Origin of the sequence: Bradyrhizobium sp. CB2312 (genome assembly GCF_029714425.1) — a bacterium.
Lineage (GTDB): Bacteria > Pseudomonadota > Alphaproteobacteria > Rhizobiales > Xanthobacteraceae > Bradyrhizobium.
Genome location: NZ_CP121668.1, coordinates 5,932,762 through 5,948,062 on the forward strand (window position 1 = coordinate 5,932,762; position 15,301 = coordinate 5,948,062).

12 protein-coding genes are annotated in these 15,301 nt (G+C 65.6%); 4 read left to right on the forward strand and 8 right to left on the reverse strand.

Annotated elements, in window-relative coordinates:
• Positions 1–107 precede the first annotated feature (107 nt).
• Entirely contained in the window at positions 108–794 is a 687-nt protein-coding gene (locus QA642_RS29210; protein WP_283079925.1) for an RlmE family RNA methyltransferase, read from the reverse strand.
• Between the two features lies 1 nt (position 795).
• Positions 796–1,869 carry a Ppx/GppA phosphatase family protein gene (locus QA642_RS29215; RefSeq protein ID WP_283079926.1) on the reverse strand — a complete coding sequence of 358 codons (1,074 nt, stop codon included), beginning with the start codon at positions 1,867–1,869 and terminating at the stop codon, positions 796–798.
• Positions 1,870–2,085: 216 nt separating this feature from the next.
• Between QA642_RS29215 and QA642_RS29220 the strand changes: the two genes are divergently transcribed.
• Positions 2,086–4,458: a xanthine dehydrogenase family protein molybdopterin-binding subunit gene (locus QA642_RS29220; protein WP_283079927.1), complete on the forward strand. Its 2,373-nt coding sequence runs from the start codon at positions 2,086–2,088 to the stop codon at positions 4,456–4,458.
• A 55-nt stretch (positions 4,459–4,513) separates the two neighbouring features.
• Here QA642_RS29220 and QA642_RS29225 read toward each other — a convergent pair whose 3' ends face one another.
• Together QA642_RS29225 and QA642_RS29230 are read right to left on the reverse strand one after the other, a co-directional pair.
• On the reverse strand, positions 4,514–5,956 hold the full coding sequence (locus tag QA642_RS29225) for a DUF5107 domain-containing protein (protein ID WP_283079928.1): 1,443 nt from the start codon (positions 5,954–5,956) through the stop codon (positions 4,514–4,516).
• Positions 5,957–6,757, reverse strand: coding sequence for a hypothetical protein (locus tag QA642_RS29230; RefSeq protein ID WP_283079929.1), 801 nt, complete (start codon positions 6,755–6,757; stop codon positions 5,957–5,959).
• 107 nt (positions 6,758–6,864) lie between these two features.
• Here QA642_RS29230 and QA642_RS29235 point away from each other — a divergent pair, with 107 nt between their 5' ends.
• The 3 genes from QA642_RS29235 to QA642_RS29245 all read left to right on the forward strand — a co-directional run bounded on the left by QA642_RS29235 (position 6,865) and on the right by QA642_RS29245 (position 10,367).
• On the forward strand, positions 6,865–7,368 hold the full coding sequence (locus QA642_RS29235) for a YaiI/YqxD family protein (protein WP_283079930.1): 504 nt from the start codon (positions 6,865–6,867) through the stop codon (positions 7,366–7,368).
• A gap of 2 nt (positions 7,369–7,370) precedes the next feature.
• Positions 7,371–9,179 carry an ATP-binding cassette domain-containing protein gene (locus QA642_RS29240; protein WP_283079931.1) on the forward strand — a complete coding sequence of 603 codons (1,809 nt, stop codon included), beginning with the start codon at positions 7,371–7,373 and terminating at the stop codon, positions 9,177–9,179.
• Between the two features lie 108 nt (positions 9,180–9,287).
• Positions 9,288–10,367: a D-TA family PLP-dependent enzyme gene (locus tag QA642_RS29245; RefSeq protein ID WP_283079932.1), complete on the forward strand. Its 1,080-nt coding sequence runs from the start codon at positions 9,288–9,290 to the stop codon at positions 10,365–10,367.
• Between the two features lie 128 nt (positions 10,368–10,495).
• Here QA642_RS29245 and QA642_RS29250 read toward each other — a convergent pair whose 3' ends face one another.
• The 4 genes from QA642_RS29250 to QA642_RS29265 form a co-directional block, all read right to left on the reverse strand.
• Positions 10,496–11,683, reverse strand: coding sequence for a TIGR03862 family flavoprotein (locus QA642_RS29250; protein WP_283087002.1), 1,188 nt, complete (start codon positions 11,681–11,683; stop codon positions 10,496–10,498).
• Positions 11,684–11,905: 222 nt separating this feature from the next.
• Positions 11,906–12,823: an SDR family NAD(P)-dependent oxidoreductase gene (locus QA642_RS29255; protein WP_283079933.1), complete on the reverse strand. Its 918-nt coding sequence runs from the start codon at positions 12,821–12,823 to the stop codon at positions 11,906–11,908.
• A 232-nt stretch (positions 12,824–13,055) separates the two neighbouring features.
• The gene (locus tag QA642_RS29260; RefSeq protein WP_283079934.1) at positions 13,056–13,535 is read right to left on the reverse strand and encodes a MaoC family dehydratase; all 480 of its coding nucleotides are present in this window, start codon (positions 13,533–13,535) and stop codon (positions 13,056–13,058) included.
• On the reverse strand, positions 13,536–15,251 hold the full coding sequence (locus QA642_RS29265) for an AMP-binding protein (RefSeq protein WP_283079935.1): 1,716 nt from the start codon (positions 15,249–15,251) through the stop codon (positions 13,536–13,538).
• Positions 15,252–15,301 lie beyond the last annotated feature (50 nt).

A 15,301-nucleotide genomic window follows, 5' to 3' on the forward strand; every position in this document is an offset into this window, starting at 1 on the left:
CCACAACTCTCAAGACGTCGGATCGACGTCCAAGCGCTCGGCAAGGGCCGCGCACGGCAACAGATGATCTCGGTCGAGCGGCGAGGCTCTTAGGGAAAGGCTGGATACTATTCTCCGCCCGCCCCACGAAATCCCGTCGCCAGCACGTAGCGCTCCGACGAGTCTTGCCGGCTCGCCGCCGGCTTCACATGGCGCACCGTCGCAAAGTCGCGCTTGAGCTGGGCGAGCAGATCGGCGTCGGCACCGCTCTGGAACGTCTTGGCCAGGAACGTGCCGCCGGGCTTGAGCACGTCGCAGGCAAAGGCAGCCGCCGTCTCGACGAGACCGACGATGCGGAGCTGATCGGTCTTGCGGTGACCGGTGGTGTTGGCGGCCATGTCGGACATCACGACGTCCGCCTTGCCGCCGAGCATTTCCGTGAGCTTGTCGGGCGCATCATTGTCCATGAAGTCGAGCTGGGCGAAGTCGACGCCGACGATCTCCGGCATCTCCAGCAGGTCGATCGCGACGACCTTGCCCTTGCCCTCCGCGGAGCCGACACGCTTGGCGGCGATCTGGCTCCAGCCGCCGGGCGCGGCGCCGAGGTCGACCACGGCCATGCCTGATTTCAGCAGCCGGAACTTGTCGTCGATCTCGAGCAGCTTGAACGCGGCGCGCGAGCGATAGCCTGCCGCCTTTGCTTTCGCGACATAGGGATCGTTGAGCTGCCGCTCCAGCCACAGCTTCGACGACAATTTGCGCTTGCCGCCGGTCTTGACCTGGACGTGCAAGCGGCCGGTGGTGTCTTTCGCCATCTCACCAGCTCCTGAGCGCGCCGTCCTCGCGCATCATCTCGACCAGCATGCCCTCGCGGAGGCCCCGGTCGGCGACGCGCAGGCGCGGCAGTGGGAAGGCGCGCCTGATCGCATCGAGGATGGCGCAGCCGGCCAGCACGAGATCGGCGCGTTCGACGCTGATGCAGCTGTTGTTCGCGCGCTCCTCGTAGCTCATGCCGAGCAGCTTGCTGATGGTCGCGGTGATGTCGGCGTCGTTCATCCAGATGCTGTCGATGCGGCGGCGGTCGTAGCGCGGCAGGTTGAGGTGAATGCCGGCCAGCGTCGTCACCGTGCCCGAGGTGCCGAGCAGGTGCATATCCGTGAGATCGCGGCCGTGCTGTTCCGAGAACGGCGCGACGTGGTTTGCCACCTCCCGCTCCATGGCGGCGTAGATCTCCGGCGTCACATCGCGGCCGCCGAACTGTTCGGCGAGCGTGACCACGCCGTACGGGATCGACATCCAGGCTTTGATGCGCGGCTCCGGATTCTCCGGGTCCCGCTCGATCCGCACCAGCTCGGTCGAGCCGCCGCCGATGTCGAACAGGATCGCGCCCCTGCCCCGGGGATCGACCAGCGGCGAGCAGCCGAGCACGGCGAGCGCGGCCTCGGTCTCGCGGTCGATCACCTCGAGCTCGATGCCGGTCTCGGCCGCGACGCGGCTGCGGAAACCTTCGGCGTTCGAGGCGGCGCGGCAGGCTTCGGTCGCGATCAACCGCAGGCGCCGCGCCTTGCGCAGATTGATCTTGTCGCGGCAGATGCTGAGCGCGGCGATGGCGCGCTCGATGGCGGCCTCGCTGATGCACCCGGTCGCCGAAACCCCCTCGCCGAGCCGGATGATGCGCGAGAAGGAATCGACCACGCGAAAGCCGTCGTGGGTCGGACAGGCGATCAGCAGCCTGCAATTGTTGGTGCCGAGGTCCAGCGCCGCGTAGACGCCGGTTCCGACGGCCTGCGCGGGGACGGCCGGTTCGGTGGCCAACGCCACCGCCGCCATCGACCCCTCCAGCTCACCGTGCGGCACATGGCCGTCGCGGAGCCGCGTGTGGTCATTCATTACGAACTGTCTTTCCACGACCGCAAGGGGCCGATCCGGAATTGCTTTTTCGCCTGAAACATTAGCAGCGCGGCGGGGCTGCGCAACATCGCATCACATGGGACCATGTCCATTCGTGCGTTGTCGTGAACGGGTCCGTGGGCTATCTGAAAGGGGGTCCGGCCCCTCCAAGCGCCCCGCGAAATCGCGCAAATGCCGGCTTTTCAGGTCATTTCCATGCAAGAACACACCAAATCCTCCACGCTCGAAAACGCTATTGCACTGCAAAAATACGGCGTCGGGCAGCCGGTCCGCCGCAAGGAAGACGACACGCTGGTCCGCGGCAAGGGCCGCTACACCGACGATTTCAACCTGCCCGGCCAGGCCTATGCCGTGATCGTCCGCTCCACCCATGCCCATGGCGTCATCCGCGGCATCGGCATCGACGCCGCCAAGGCGATGCCGGGCGTACTGGGGGTGTGGACCGGAACCGACCTCGATGCCGCCGGCTATGGCCCCTTCACCTGCGGCCTGCCGCTGAAGAGCCGCGACGGCTCACCCCTGCTCCAGACCAACCGTCAGCCGCTCGCGACCGACAAGGTCCGCTTTGTCGGCGATCCCGTCGCCTTCGTGGTGGCGGAGACGCTGGCCCAGGCGCGCGACGCCGCCGAGGCCGTGGAGCTCGACATCGAGCCCCTGCCCGCGGTGACCGATCCCGAGGAAGCAGCAAAGCCCGGCGCGCCGCAGCTTTACGACCACATTCCTGATAACGTCGCGCTCGACTACCACTATGGCGACATGGACAAGGTCAATGCGGCCTTCGCCAGCGCCGCCCATGTCACCAGGATCGACATCGAGAACACCCGCGTCGCCGTGGTCTCGATGGAGCCGCGCGTGGGGCTCGCCTCCTACGACAAGACAACCGAGCGCTACACGCTTCAGGTGCCGACGCAGGGCGTCGCCGGCAACCGCGCCAATCTCGCCAAGAACCTGAAAGTGCCGAACGAGAAGGTGCGCATCCTCACCGCCAATGTCGGCGGCTCCTTCGGTATGAAGAACATCAACTATCCCGAATACATGTGCATCCTGTACGCGGCGAAGGAACTGGGCAAGCCGGTGAAGTGGCTGGACGAGCGCTCCACCAGCTTCCTCTCCGACAGCCACGGCCGCGCGCAGAAGATCCATGCCGAGCTGGCGCTCGATGCCGAGGGGCACTTCCTCGCGGCAAAGCTGTCCGGCTACGGCAATCTCGGCGCCTACATCACCGGCGTTGCACCGGGGCCGCTCTCGCTCAACACCGGCAAGAACTTCTCCAGCGTCTACCGCACGCCGCTGATGGGCATCGACATCAAGACGGTGCTGACCAACACCACGCTGATGGGCGCCTATCGCGGCGCCGGCCGGCCCGAGGCCAACTACTACATGGAGCGGCTGATCGACCGCGCCGCCGACGAGATGGGCATCAACCGGTTGACGATGCGCAAGCGCAACTTCATCAAGCAGAACCAGATGCCGTTCGCCGCGTCCTCCGGCGTCACTTATGACAGCGGCGACTTCCAGGCGGTTTTCAACAAGGCGCTCGAAATCTCCGACCACGAGAATTTCGCGAAGCGCAAGAAGGAAAGCAAGAAGGCCGGCAAGCTGCGCGGCATCGCGGTCGGCTCCTATCTCGAGGTCACGGCGCCGCCGAGCGTCGAGCTCGGCAAGATCGTGTTCGATCCTGATGGCACGGTGCAGCTGATCACCGGCACGCTCGATTACGGCCAGGGCCATGCCACGCCGTTCGCGCAGGTGCTGTGCGAGCAGCTCGGCGTCCCCTTCGAGAGCGTCAAGCTGGTGCAGGGCGACAGCGACATCGTCCACACCGGCAACGGCACCGGCGGTTCGCGCTCGATCACCGCGAGCGGCATGGCGATCGTGGGCGCCGCCAAGCTCGTCATCGAGAAGGGCAAGCGCGCCGCCGCGCACATGCTGGAGGCGTCCGAAGCCGACATCGAGTTCGAAGGCGGCAGTTTCACCATCGCCGGCACCGACCGCAGCATCGACATCATGGAGCTGGCGAGGAAGCTGCATGACGGCAAGGTGCCGGAGGGCGTGCCTGACTCACTCGACGTCGACCACACCAGCGAGCCGGTGCCGTCGGCCTTCCCGAACGGCTGCCATGTCGCTGAAGTGGAGATCGATCCGGACACCGGCGTGGTGCAGATCGTGCGCTACAGCGCGGTCAACGATTTCGGCACGGTGATCAACCCGATGCTGGTCGCGGGCCAGCTCCATGGCGGCGTGGTCCAGGGCATCGGCCAGGCGCTGATGGAGCACATCCGCTACGACGAGAGCGGCCAGCCGATCACGGGCTCGCTGATGGACTACGCCCTGCCCCGCGCCGAGGACGTGCCGAACATGACGGTCGGCGACCATCCGGTGCCGGCGACGACCAATCCGCTCGGCAGCAAGGGCTGCGGCGAAGCCGGCTGCGCCGGCAGCCTGTCGACGGTGGTGAACGCGGTGCTCGATGCGCTCTCCGACCACGGCATCAAGCACATCGACATGCCGCTGACCCCGGAGCGGGTGTGGCGCGCGATCCAGGATGCGAAGGGTCAGGCGGCCTAGGCGAGTTCCGCGACCGGGGGAACGCCGGGGACTTCGCCTGGCATTTCGAAAGAGATCACTTGATCGCCGTTTCGGCGGCGATCAACTCTATTCCGTCCGTGGTCTTGATCGTTAGCCGTATCTTTTCCCCGCTGCGGCCATCGGCAATCGCGGCCGAAATGCGATTTCCGTTGTTCGGATCGGCGCTCACTTCCCCGCTGAACAGAGCCGTGTCACCCTGTTTCAACGTGACAAGCAACGGGATGGCCGGTTCGATGCTGAAGAACTCGGCGACGGCGCGAGACGCCTCGGCCGAGAAATTGATCAGGATTTTCTCGTTCGCATGCGTCACGTTGCTCATGCCGACGGTCGGGCTGTAGGTTTCCGGAATCGACACCTCACTGCGCGCGGGAAAATCTGCGCTGTGGAAAAACTGGTCTGACACGCCCGCCCATAATTCGACGTACGGCCGCCACTCGTTCGGATCCTTCCGGGCATCGGTTTCGCCGGTGAACGACGGAAACCCCCACGTCCACATTTTCAAGCCCCGCGTGAGGGTATTGTCCGCAATGCGAATGATGCCTTCTGCATTGTCATGGTTGATGACGCCCCAGAAATTCCCGCCCTGCATATCCGGTGCAGCATAGGCGATGCCCATCGTTGGCCAGTTCTTGAAGTAGCGCAGGTTTTCGAAGCGCCGCCTGCCCATACCCGCACTCTCGTCGCCGTGTGCCAGATTGGCCGACCAGGCAGGCGTCGTGTAAGTCCGGATCGGCGCGATGATTTCGGCGCCGCCCGTCGCCCTGGGATTTTTCGGCTCCGATCCCGGAGCGAGCGTCGTGCACGTCCAGTACTCGTATTGGACCGTCCTGTCGTTCGGATTCTTCAGCACCACGCGCGTATCGAGTGCGGCACGATCGGCCTTCAGCGTCACGTAGTAGCTCGCCTCGATGCCGGTCGCGCCCCTGAACTTGCTGGGCCGCGCGGAATAGTCGACGTCATCCTTGAACGACATCACGACCGTGACTTCGTCGGCCCCCTCCTTCACCACCCGGAAAGCCCACGGCTTCAGCCACGTCTTGCCGTGCTCGGCATCCGGAAACGTTGGGAAGATCCCGCCGTACACCATCAGCCAGTCGTAGTAGAAATTTCCGGCCTTCATGCCGTAGGGCACTCCGACTTCCGTTCGATAAAGCTGCTCGTGGCCGGTCGGCTTGTAGACCATGGAAAGAATACGCCCCCCGAATTCGGGGACGAGCGTTACCTTCAGATATCGGTTCTCAAGCACGTAGGATTTGAAATTGCGTTCGACGATGATGCTCTTGTCGAGCGCCCCGCTGACAAAGCCATTCTCCGCATCAACGGCGAACTTGACGGTGCTCCACGTCGTCGTCTGCTCACTGAGCGACACACGATCGGGCACCGGCGCGGCGGCATGCGCGACGCAAGGCGCACAGAGCGACAACAGGAGTGCTATTCTGAAACTGACGAAGGCACGCAAGAAGACCTCAACTGGCATTCAGGCCGCCGCCTGCTCGCGCGGCTGGTAGATCGCGGTGTGCTGGCAATGCGCAATCGGGGTCGTGCCGTTGGCGACGACCAGCGCGTCGAGCTCGACGAACCGGTGGCCTTTCTTCTCGTAATTCGCGGTGACCTTTGCCCGGGCGGTGATCTCGTCGCCGGTGCGCACGGCGGACAGCAGCTGCATGCGGCTGCCGACATGGATCCATGGGCCCAGAATGGTGTTGTCGACCAGCACGCGGTTCATCACGCGCTGGATCAGACCGGGGTGGCCGAGCCCCTCGCGCGCGAAAATCGGATCGGTCTCCCTGACGTCGGCAAGATAGTCGGTCGCGTCCTGGCCGGCCCAGCGGCGCGGCGTCGTGCCGAGCCATTTGCCAATTTCGAACGTCGCGGGACTGACCGGTTTGCGCTCGGCCACCCCCTGCACCTCGACATAGTCCCCCAGTGACACCACCGGCGCAGCCGCCGGCAGCGAGGCCGTCCCCGTCGCGCAAAGCTCGGTGCGGCTGAAGACCTCGATCGTCAGCAGGCCGTTGTGCTCGGTCGCATCGACGTCGGCGGTCTCGCCGTCGTAGACCGGCTTGATGAAGCGGGCCTCGACCAGCCCGTGGGAAAGGAAATCGCGGCCCCAGCGGGCGATCGGCACGTGCATCATGTAGGCGAAGACGTCGACGCCCGGGACGAGCCCGCCGGAAAAGCCGAAGCGGCGCGCCACCGTGTCGTCGTGCATCTTGTTTTCGGACTGTTTTGCAGTGTTGTAGGCCTCGACGCGCCAGGTTTCGAGCCGGTTCGGCATGGGGTCATCTTCCCTCTATTTTTGTTGCTTCGGGGCCGATCGTAGGCCCCCGGGAACAGCGGTCAATCCCCTCGCCTTTGCGGCCCGAATGGGGTACCACGCGGCCAATGACTGACACCCCCACCCGCATCTATGTCGACGCCGACGCCTGCCCGGTGAAGGACGAGATCTACCGCGTCGCGCTCCGGCATAACGTGCCCGTCAGCGTGGTTGCCGGCAACTTTATCCGCGTGCCCCCGGACCCGCTGATCGAGCGTATCGCGGCCGGCGCCGGCATGGACGCGGCCGATGACTGGATCGCCGAGCGGGCCAAGCCGGGGGACGTCGTCGTGACATCGGACATTCCGCTGGCGAGCCGCTGCGTCAAGGCGGGCGCCGACGTGATCGCGCCGAACGGGAAACCGTTCACCGAGGAGTCGATCGGGATGACGCTCGCGGTGCGCAATTTGATGACGGATCTGCGCTCAGCCGGCGAAGTCACCGGCGGCCCGCGCTCGTTCTCGCCGCGCGACCGCTCCGCGTTCCTCTCGGCGCTCGACCAGACGCTGCGCCGGATCCAGCGCCGCCGCACTGACGCGGCCGCAACGAGCCAGAATTTGAGTCAAGGCTAATCATGGCGCCGACGCTGATCCAACTGAAGGACATCAGGCTGACCTTTGGCGGCACGCCGCTGCTGTCAGGTGTCGAGCTCAATGTCGCGCCTTCCGAGCGCGTCTGCCTGATCGGCCGCAACGGCTCGGGCAAATCGACACTGCTGAAGATCGCGGCCGGCCTGGTCGAGCCCGATAGCGGCACGCGCTTCGTGCAGCCTGGCGCGACGGTGCGCTATCTGCCGCAGGAGCCGGATTTCGGCGCGCACAAGACCACGCTCGCTTATGTCGAGTCCGGGCTCGCCCCCGGCGACGACCAGCACCAGGCGCGCTACCTGCTGGAGCAGCTTGGCCTCACCGGCGAGGAAAACCCGCACAATCTCTCCGGCGGCGAGGCCCGCCGCACGGCCCTGGCCTACGTGCTCGCGCCCTCGCCCGATATATTGCTGCTGGACGAGCCGACCAACCATCTCGATCTCGCCACCATCGAATGGCTGGAGCAGGAGCTCGACAGCCGCCGCAGCGCGCTGGTGATCATCAGCCACGACCGCCGCTTCCTCACCAATCTGTCGCGTTCGACCGCCTGGCTCGACCGCGGCAAGATCAAGCAGATCGACCGCGGCTTTGCCTCGTTCGAGAGCTGGCGCGACGAGGTGCTGGCCGAGGAAGAGCGCGACCAGCACAAGCTCGACCGCAAGATCGTCGACGAGGAGCACTGGCTGCGCCACGGCGTCTCCGGCCGGCGCAAGCGCAATGTCAAGCGTCTCGCCAATCTGCACGCGCTGCGCGACCAGCGCCGCGACTATCGCGGCACCGCCGGCGCCGCCAGTCTCGCCGCGGCGGAAGCCGAGCAATCCGGCAAGCTGGTGATCGAGGCCAAGGGCATCACCAAGGCCTATGGCGAGCGCAAGATCGTCGAGAATTTCTCGACCCGCATCCAGCGCGGCGACCGGCTCGGCGTCATCGGCCCGAACGGTGCCGGCAAGACCACGCTGGTCAATCTACTCACCGGCGGGGCGGAGCCTGATTCCGGCATCGTGCGGCTCGGCGCCAATCTGGAGACGGCGACGCTCGACCAGCGCCGCGAAAGCCTCGATCCCAAATCGACGCTGGCCGAAGCGCTGACCGGTGGCCGTGGCGATCAGATCATGGTCGGCGGCAAGCCGAAACACGTCGTCGGCTACATGAAGGACTTCCTGTTCGCCCAGGAGCAGCGCGGTACGCCGGTGGAGGTGCTCTCCGGCGGCGAGCGCGGCCGTCTGATGCTGGCGCGCGCACTGGCAAAGCCCTCGAACCTGCTGGTGCTGGACGAGCCGACCAACGATCTCGACCTGGAGACGCTCGACGTGCTCGAGGAGATGCTCGGCGATTACGAGGGCACGGTCATCCTGATCAGCCACGACCGCGACTTCCTCGACCGCGTCGTGACCTCCGTGATCGCGCCTGAGGGCAACGGCAAGTGGATCGAATATGCCGGCGGCTACAGCGACATGCTGAGCCAGCGCGGCGCGGACCTGAAGCGCGAGACGAAGGCGCAGCCTGTTGCAGAAAAGAAAGAGGAACGCGCCCCTGTTCCGTCGTCGGCGCCCAGGCGGAAGCTGAGCTTCAATGAGAAGCACGCGCTGGAAACACTGCCGAAGAGGATGGACACGCTTCAGGCCGATATTGCAAAATTGCAGCGCGTGCTCGACGATCCCAACCTCTACGCCAAGGATCGCAAGACATTCGAGGATACGTCGGCTGCGATCGCCAAGGCCCATGAAGAACTGTCCGCCGCCGAAGAGCGCTGGCTCGAACTGGAAATGCTGAGAGAAGAGATAGAGCAGGCTTGAATCGTAGGATGGGTAGAGCGCAGCGAAACCCATCGCTTAAAAGGAATTGCCTCTGATGGGTTTCGCTTCGCTCTACCCATCCTACGGGGCCGAAAATAGAGAGAGCCAATGACCACTCCCCTCGCCGCCAAGATCGCCCGCGAATACGGCACGCCCTGCGCCGTCATCGACATGGACAAGGTCGAGCGCAACATCGCGCGCATCCAGAAGGCCTGCGATGATGCGGGTGTCGCCAATCGCCCGCACATCAAGACCCACAAGAACCCGACCATCGCGAAGATGCAGGTCGCGGCCGGCGCCAAGGGCATCACCTGCCAGAAGATCGGTGAGGCCGAGATCATGGCCAATGCCGGCATCGACGACATCCTGATCAGCTACAATCTGCTGGGCGAAGAAAAGATGGCGCGGCTCGGCGCGCTGAACGCCAAGACCAACATGACGGTCGCCGCCGACAATTCGACCGTGGTGGCCGGCCTGCCGAAGGCTGCCGCAGCTTCCGGCCGCCCGCTCTCGGTCGTGGTCGAATGCGACACGGGCCGCAAGCGCGCGGGCGTCGAGACGCCCGCGGAAGCGATCGCTCTGGCACGCGAGATCGCGGGGTCGAAGGGACTGGAGTTTGCCGGCTTCATGCTCTACCCGACCGAGACCGGCTGGGGCGATGCGCAGAAGTTTTTCGACGAAGCGCTCGCTGGCGTGCGCGCGCACGGGCTCGATGCAAAAATCGTCTCGACTGGCGGCACGCCGAACCTCGTCAACCTCGGCAAGCTCAAGGGCGGCACCGAGCATCGCTTCGGCACCTACATCTACAATGACCGCATGCAGGTCGCGGCCGGCTCCGCCACCTGGGACGATTGCGCGCTCCATATCTATTCGACGGTGGTGAGCCGCGCCGCACCCGAGCGCGGCATTCTCGACGCCGGCTCGAAGACGCTGACCACGGATACCGGCGGCCTCGACGGCCACGGCCTGATCCTGGAGCACCCCGAAGCCAGAATCGCGAAGTTCGCCGAGGAGCACGGCTTCCTCGACCTCTCCCGCAGCAACACGCGGCCGAATGTCGGCGACGTCGTCCGCATCGTGCCGAACCACGTCTGCGTCGTCGTCAACATGATGGACGAGGTCGTGATGGTGCGCGGCGAGGAGATCATCGGCACCCTGCCGGTGGCCGCGCGCGGGAAGCTGCGGTAGGGCTGCGGGAGCGCCCGCGCATCCTTTGAGCGGCAAACTGCCGTAGGTGGGCAAAGCGAAGCGTGCCCACGACTTCTCGTGGTAACTGCGAAAGATGGTGGGCACAGCGCTTCGCGCCTTTGCCCACCCTACGATTTCTGCGATTGGGCGAGCCACTCCAATACACCCCTGCCCGCGGCAGCTCCAGTCGCGAACGAGGCCTGCAGCAGGTAGCCGCCGGTCGGCGCCTCCCAGTCCAGCATCTCGCCCGCGGCGAACGCGCCGGGCAGCTTGCGCAGCATGAAGCAGTCGTCCAGCTCATCGAAGGCAATCCCACCCGCGGTCGAGATGGCGCGGTCGATCGGGGCGACGCCGGTGAGCTGAACCGGAATCGCGTTCACCAGATGCGCTAGCTGCGCCGGCGAGAACGAGGCCAGCTGCCGCCCCGACGCGATGGCGGCTTCCTGCATCAGGCCGATACCGACCGGCGACAATTGCGCCGCCTTGCGCAGGAAGTTTGCAAGGGATTGCTTGCCGCGCGTGCCTGACAGGCGCGTGGTCAGTGCGTCGGCGGTGAGGTCGGGCCGCAACGCGATGGTCAGCGTCGCCTGCCCGACGCCCAACACCGCCTCGCGCAGCTCGGCCGAGAGCGCGTAGATCGCGCCGCCCTCGATGCCGGCGCGCGTGACCATCGCCTCGCCGCGCACGGTGTGCGCACCGATCGTCAGCGCCACGCCCTTCAGCGGCTGCCCCTCAAAGCGGTCGCGGAACAATTTGGACCATCCAACCGTGAAGCCGGAATTGGCCGGCCGCAGCTTTGAGATAGCGATGCCTTTCGCCGCGAGGATATCGACCCAGCCACCGTCCGATCCGAGCCGTGGCCAGCTTGCGCCGCCGAGGGCCAGCACCGTGGCGTCAGCCCCGGTGGCGACCGTACCATTCGGTGTTTGAAACTGAAGCCGCCCCTCAGCATCCCAGCCGGTCCAGCGATGACGAAAGGCGAACCGGACGCCGGCGCTATCGAGCCGCCGCAGCCAGGCGCGCAGCAAGGGCGAGGCCTTGAACGCCCTTGGAAACACCCGCCCGCTGGTGCCGACGAAGGTCGGCTCGCCCAACGCTTCGCTCCAGGCACGCAACGCGTCCGGCGAAAAGGCGTCGATTGCGGCTTGCAGCCTCGGTGCGGCCTCGCGATAGCGCGCCATGAACTGCGGCAGCGGCTCGCTATGGGTGAGATTGAGCCCGCCACGGCCGGCCATCAGGAATTTGCGGCCAGCGGACGGCATGACGTCATACACGGTGACGCTGGCACTCCCCTGCGCCAGCACCTCCGCCGCCATCAGCCCGGCGGGGCCGGCACCGATGACGGCGATGTGGGATTCGGATGGTGTCATGGCGGGAGTTTAGGCTGAGCTGGACGCCAAAGAATAGGTCGTCATGCCCGCATCCACGGGAGCCACGCGGGCGGTGCCAAGAACGTGGATGGCCGGGACAAGCCCGGCCATGACGGAAGGCATCATTCCGGGCTCGTCGCTTCGCGACGCCCGGAATGACGGAGGTGGTTAGAGCTTGATCCCCGCCCGTGCCGCGGCTTGCGCCACGTATTTCTGCGTCTGCTCGAACGCGCCCTGCAACGCCCTAGCCTTCGACATGTCGCTGATCTCAGCGAAATGCGCGGCGATCGCATCGGGCGTCCATTCGGATTCCGGCAGGTTGATACCTTCGCTCTCCACGACCTTGATCACCGCAAACGAGCCGGCGCCGGCGCCCATGATGGTGCGGGTCGGCGCGTCCTCGCTCAGCATGTACTCGACCGCGGGCGTGATCGCGTTCGGCTTCATCAATTGCAGCGCCTGCGGCGGCAGCAGCTCTTCGGTCATCCGGGTCGCTGCTGTCGGCGAGATGATGTTGACGCGGATGTTGTTCTTGCGGCCTTCCTCGGCGAGCACGTTCATCAGGCCGACCATGCCGGATTTCGCCGCGCCGTAATTGGCCTGGCCGAAATTGCCGTAGAGGCCGGAGGACGAGGTCGTCAGCACGATGCGGCCGTAATTGCGGTCGCGCATGCCGGCCCAGGCCGCCTTGCAGCAATAGAAGGTGCCGACGAGATGCACGTCGAGCACCTTCTGGAAATCGGCCGCCTCCATCTTGCCGAACGACTTGTCGCGCAAAATGCCGGCATTGGCGCACATCAGGTCGACGCTGCCCCACTCCTTGGTGGCGCGCTCGACCATCGCGGTGACCTGCTCGAAATTCGAGACGTCGGCGCCGTCGGCCATCGCGGTGCCGCCCGCTTTGCGGATCTCCTCAACCACGGCTTCGGCCGGCGACAGCGAGCCGCCGGTGCCGTCACGCGCGCCGCCGAAATCGTTGACGACGACCTTCGCACCGCGGCTGGCGAGCCCGAGCGCATGCGCCTTGCCGAGACCATTGCCCGCGCCGGTGACGATGGCGACGCGTCCGTCGAACCTGATTGCCATGGGTGAAGTCCTGTTCTTCCCTTTTCCTTCTCCCCTTGTGGGAGAAGGTGGCGCGAAGCGCCGGATGAGGGGTCTCTCTCCACAGATGTGCTCGCGGAGAGAGACCCCTCACCCGGCTTCGCTTCGCGAAGCCACCCTCTCCCACAAGGGGAGAGGGTCCAAGCGCACCGATTTGAGAGGCTTTTGAGCAGCGATGGATGGCCGGGTCAAGCCCGGCCATGACGGCCCCGCCCTACTCGAAATAGATCAGGCCGAGCCAGTCGGCGACCAGCGCCGGCTTGTCCTCGCCTTCGATCTCGACCGTCACATTGGTGCGGGACTGGAGCTCATTGGGCTTGCGCAGCTTGGCTTCCGCCAGCACGAAACGGCCGCGGACGCGCTTGCCCGAGCGCACCGGCGAGATGAAGCGCAGCTTGTCGAAACCGTAGTTCACGCCCATCGTGGTGCCCGCGATGACAGGCATCACCTCATAGGACATGATCGACAGCAGCGACATCGTCAGGAAGCCGTGGGCGATGGTGGTGCCGAACGCGGTTTCCTTCTTGGCGCGCTCGGGGTCGACATGGATGAACTGGTGGTCCTCGATCACGTCGGCATAGGTGTCGATGCGGGGTTGATCGACCAGGTGCCACGACGATACGCCGATCTCCTTGCCGACCATGGCCTGATAGGCTTCCAGCGAAATTGGCGGCTTCTTCCAGACTTCGTTCACTTAGGTCTCACTCCGTGTTTTCGGCAGCTCCGGAAAATCCTCCTCGCGGAATTCCCGGCCGCGCAGCGGATCGCTGCGATCATCGTCGCGTTCGAGCCGTCGTAGCTGCACACGGCGGATTTTGCCAGAGATCGTCTTCGGCAGCTCGGCGACGATTTCGAGCCGGCGGATGCGCTTGAACGGCGCAAGGCGCGTGTGCAGGTGTTGGAAGATGGAGAGCGCCGTCGCGGGCGTCCGCTCCGCGCCCGAGGTCAGCAACACGAAGGCCTTGGGGATCGCGAGCCTGATCGGATCGGGGCTCGGCACCACCGCAGCTTCGGCGACGAGCTCATGCTCGAGCAGCACGCTCTCCAGCTCGAACGGGCTGATGCGGTAGTCGGAGGATTTGAACACGTCATCGGAGCGTCCAACGAAGGTGAGATAGCCGTCCTCATCAGCGAAGACGACGTCGCCGCTGCGATAGAGCTCGCCTTCGGCGCCCGAGAGCTTGCCGTCGTCGCCCTGATAGCCCTGCATCAGGCCGGCCGGACGATCGGCGCCGAGCAGCAGCGCCACCTCGCCCTCCCTGGCCGGATGGCCATCGGCGTCACTGACCTGCACGCGATAGCCCGGCAGCGGCCGGCCCATTGAGCCGACCTTGATAGGCTGCCCCGGCGAGTTGCCGGCAAGCGCGGTCGTTTCGGTCTGGCCGTAACCGTCGCGGATGGTGAGACCCCAGGCGGCCTGCACCTGGTCGATCACCTCTGGATTGAGCGGCTCGCCGGCGCCGCAGACCTCGCGCAAGGCCACCTTGAACGAGGCCAGGTTCTCCTGGATGAACAGCCGCCACACCGTCGGCGGCGCGCACAGCGTGGTGACGCCGCAGCGGCCGATGGTGGCGAGCAGCCCCTTGGCATCGAAGCGCGGCTGATTGACCACGAACACGGTCGCGCCCGCATTCCAGGGCGCGAAGAAGCAGCTCCAGGCGTGCTTGGCCCAGCCGGGTGACGAGATGTTGAGATGGACGTCGCCGGGCTTGAGCCCGATCCAGTACATGGTGGAGAGATGCCCGACCGGATAGCTGCGCTGGCTGTGGCGCACGAGCTTTGGTTTTGCCGTCGTGCCCGATGTGAAGTAGAGCAGCATCGGGTCGTCGGCGTTGGTCGGGCCGTCGGGCGTAAAACTCTCGGGCGCCTTCGCCGCCTCGTCATAGGCAAGCCAGCCATCCGAGGCCGTGCCGACAACGATGCGAGCGATATTCTCGGCACCCAGGCTTGCGAATTTCGCGACCTGGTCTTCGGCCGCTACCACCGCCTTCGCCTTGCCGCGATCGAGCCGGTCGCGCAGCTCGTCGGCGGTGAGCAGCGTGGTTGCGGGAATCACGACGACGCCGAGCTTGATCGCCGCCAGCATGGTCTCCCACAGCGGAACCACATTGCCGAGCAGCAGCAGGAGATGATCGCCGCGCTTCAAGCCCTGCGCGCGGAGGAAGTTTGCGACCTGGTTGGAGCGCTGCGAGAGCGCCGCGAAGGACAGCTTTGTCTGCTTGTCCTGCGCGGTATCGACGATCCAGAGCGCGGGACGGTCCCTGGCGTCCGCGTCCTTCGCGAGCTCGTCGAACCAGTCGAGCGCCCAGTTGAAGGGAACCGGATCGGGCCAAAGGAAGTCTTTGACCGCTGTCTCGTAATCCGTGCGGTGATGAAGCAGAAACGCGCGCGCTTCCTGAAATGTGGTCATGGTTCGGGCCCGTCGAATTGACCTTCGAGCGTAGCCCGGATGGAGCGAAG

What these genes read in the sequence shown, in the direction of transcription:
- QA642_RS29225 (WP_283079928.1), bottom strand. Translation starts at nt 5,956, where the DNA reads ATGCCAGTTGAGGTCTTCTTGCGTGCCTTCGTCAGTTTCAGAATAGCA.
- QA642_RS29230 (WP_283079929.1), bottom strand. Translation starts at nt 6,757, where the DNA reads ATGCCGAACCGGCTCGAAACCTGGCGCGTCGAGGCCTACAACACTGCA.
- QA642_RS29265 (WP_283079935.1), bottom strand. Translation starts at nt 15,251, where the DNA reads ATGACCACATTTCAGGAAGCGCGCGCGTTTCTGCTTCATCACCGCACG.
- QA642_RS29255 (WP_283079933.1), bottom strand. Translation starts at nt 12,823, where the DNA reads ATGGCAATCAGGTTCGACGGACGCGTCGCCATCGTCACCGGCGCGGGC.
- QA642_RS29250 (WP_283087002.1), bottom strand. Translation starts at nt 11,683, where the DNA reads ATGGCGGCGGAGGTGCTGGCGCAGGGGAGTGCCAGCGTCACCGTGTAT.
- QA642_RS29210 (WP_283079925.1), bottom strand. Translation starts at nt 794, where the DNA reads ATGGCGAAAGACACCACCGGCCGCTTGCACGTCCAGGTCAAGACCGGC.
- QA642_RS29240 (WP_283079931.1), top strand. Translation starts at nt 7,371, where the DNA reads ATGGCGCCGACGCTGATCCAACTGAAGGACATCAGGCTGACCTTTGGC.
- QA642_RS29245 (WP_283079932.1), top strand. Translation starts at nt 9,288, where the DNA reads ATGACCACTCCCCTCGCCGCCAAGATCGCCCGCGAATACGGCACGCCC.
- QA642_RS29220 (WP_283079927.1), top strand. Translation starts at nt 2,086, where the DNA reads ATGCAAGAACACACCAAATCCTCCACGCTCGAAAACGCTATTGCACTG.
- QA642_RS29215 (WP_283079926.1), bottom strand. Translation starts at nt 1,869, where the DNA reads ATGAATGACCACACGCGGCTCCGCGACGGCCATGTGCCGCACGGTGAG.
- QA642_RS29235 (WP_283079930.1), top strand. Translation starts at nt 6,865, where the DNA reads ATGACTGACACCCCCACCCGCATCTATGTCGACGCCGACGCCTGCCCG.